The 2,565-nt window shown below is 40.1% G+C and carries 2 protein-coding genes; both read left to right on the forward strand.

From position 1 onward, the window contains the following. Positions 1 to 63 precede the first annotated feature (63 nt). A complete protein-coding gene (locus N4310_RS08140) occupies positions 64 to 1,953 on the forward strand; it encodes a DUF1430 domain-containing protein (RefSeq protein WP_262092779.1) in 1,890 nt (629 codons plus the stop codon). Positions 1,954 to 1,957: 4 nt separating this feature from the next. Further along, positions 1,958 to 2,494 (forward strand): ATP-binding cassette domain-containing protein, encoded by a 537-nt coding sequence (locus N4310_RS08145; RefSeq protein WP_262092778.1) that lies wholly within the window; start codon positions 1,958 to 1,960, stop codon positions 2,492 to 2,494. Positions 2,495 to 2,565: the final 71 nt, after the last annotated feature.

The following is a 2,565-nucleotide window of genomic DNA, read 5'->3' on the forward strand; positions in this document are numbered from 1 at the left end:
GTAGTATTTTTGGTCTAACTCTACTATAACAGGATTTATTCCTTTTTTGCGTTTACACAAGATATTGTACACTCTCCTTTTCATTTAGGAGAAAATCGGGAGCAATTGTTATTTGCCAGTTATCCTTCTGTCGATATTATTGATAAGGGAGATACTAAGGAGTCTTGGGAGAATTTTGCCAAGAGCTTAGATGCTTTTGCCAAGGAGAAGAAAAGTCTGCTAGCTTTGCGAACAAGAGTCACTAACTCTGATGGAAAAGTGTCTTTTATCTACACTGCATTTGGTGAGGGAGCAAGTCCTGATGGGTTGACATTGCAAGGGTACGGGAAAGTGCAAGATGTTAAAAATGCTTATCTGCTATTGGATGGTCCCTTGACAGCTGAGCATTTATCGGCTTATTTGCAAGCCAAAGGCTACCAGAGTTTTTCTTATGAACCTGCTCCATTATGGAAGCTCTCTGTTTCTATGCTTGGAACTCCGCTCTATCTTCTGGCCTTATTTTTAGCTGCTCTAACTTATTTTAGTGTAACTGTTATTGAAGGCATTAAGATTCTTCGGTACAGAGGGCTGAAGTTGTTGTCTGGTCAGTCCTGCTTTCAAATTTTTCTTCAAGCCTTCAAAAAAGAGGCAGTTTTCCTAGTTCAAATAACCGTTTTAGCTTTCTTAGTAGGGGCTGTCTCGCTATTCTTGTCGTCCGTAAGAGAGATTCTCTTTTTTCAACTATTAGCTTTTATACTTACTCTTTATGTTGTTGGTTTATTGTTGATTTATTTATCCCTACAACTTCTTTTGCTTTTGCATCTAAAATACAGTCCTCTCGTATCTCTCTTAAAGGGGGCACTGCCTTTTTCTCAATTAATAGGCTTGCTTTTATTAAGTCAATGTGTGGCTATCTTGGCTCTAGGATGGACAGAAAAGACGGTCTCTTATGCTTGGAATCAAGTAACAGAGCTGGCCAGTGTTGAAAAAGACTGGAATCAAGCAAAAGGATTAGTGGAGATTGGTTATAGTTTTGGGGCGGCCTTTACGAAGGGGGAAGAGCAGAGGGAACAAGAGGAGTCGTGGCTTTCCTTTATTCATGAAGTCTGGAAAAGCAATGCGATTTTTGTCCACAATGATTTGAGAGCTCGACAATTTGAGACGGACAGGTCAGACCCAATTGTGTTACAAGTATCCTCTTCCTATTTAGAAAATCAGAAATTGGACTATCCGAAAGAGTGGGATGAGCTGGAGGCAGGGCAGTTTGGTTTGTTGGTACCGGAAGATCTCTGGAACCAAAGAGAATTTTATCAGAAGCAGATGAAAGAGCAGTGGGGAAGAGAGATTCAGATTTCGGCCTATCCTTACAAGACTCATAAAAAGCTATTTATCTACAATACCTCCTGGGATTTAAGCCAGCGAATATCGACTCCGATCTTGGAAGTAATTGGTCCTGAATCGATTTTGGACAAAGCCTTAGCTCGCTCCTATTGGTCGAGTACCGCTAGCCAGTTTCTACAAGTACCCGGATATCAGCAGACGCTTCAATTATTGGAAAAAACCGGAGCTGATCGTTGGGTGTCTAGTATTGAATTTTCGCAGAAAAATTATCAACTTGCTTTGGTTCAAGCGAGACAGGAATTTACTTTCTTGGTTCTAGGAGCTTGTTTAAGTGGATTTATTTCACTTCTTTTGTATTTCACTATGCAGGGAATTTATTTCCAAGAATTTAGAAAGGAGATTTTTCTGAAGCGATTAAATGGCTTGAATTTTTGGGAAGTGCACGGAGTCTATCTCCTACTACAGCTAGTAGTTCTAGGAGTAGCAGCAAGTTTTCAACTTTATTGGCAGATTCAACCAATTTTTGTTTTAGGAAATAGTCTCCTATACCTTATATGCTTATTACTGTTGCTCTATTATCAACAATTAAAAGAGGATAAGTCAGCAGTACTTCTTTTAAAAGGAGGGGGGTAAAGATATGCTCGTATGTGATCGGCTGGAGAAAGCTTACGGACCACGCTCTGTATTTCAGGGTTTAAACCTTCAATTTGAAGCTGGGAAAGTGTATGCTCTTGTAGGGGCCAGCGGCAGGGGGAAGACAACACTCTTGAATATTTTAGCCAAGCTGGAACACCCTGATAGTGGAAGGGTTTTGTATCGGGCGAAGGAGTTGAACTCCTTATCACGAATTGCTTTTTTTAGAAATGATTTAGGGTATCTTCTCCAGCAAGGAGGCCTGCTGGAGAATGAGACCATTGCTGCTAATTTAGAATTAGCTCTGGTTGGGAAAAAGCCTCCAGTAGATAGGGAGACCTTCTTTGCACAAAAGCTGGCTCAGGTTCACTTGGACTATCTTGACCTAGATCAAAAAATCTATGAGTTATCTGGAGGAGAGGCTCAGCGTGTAGCTATTGCCAAACTATTCATCAAAGAACCTCCTTTGATTTTAGCCGATGAACCAACAGCTTCTCTTGATTCTGAAAATAGTCGACTAGTAATGGATTTACTATTATAGTAGAATGAAACAAAAACCGCACACTTTGTGCTATACTATTTTTATGGCATATTCAGTAGATTTTCGTGAAA

The organism is Streptococcus danieliae, from assembly GCF_025447695.1.
Lineage (GTDB): Bacteria > Bacillota > Bacilli > Lactobacillales > Streptococcaceae > Streptococcus > Streptococcus danieliae.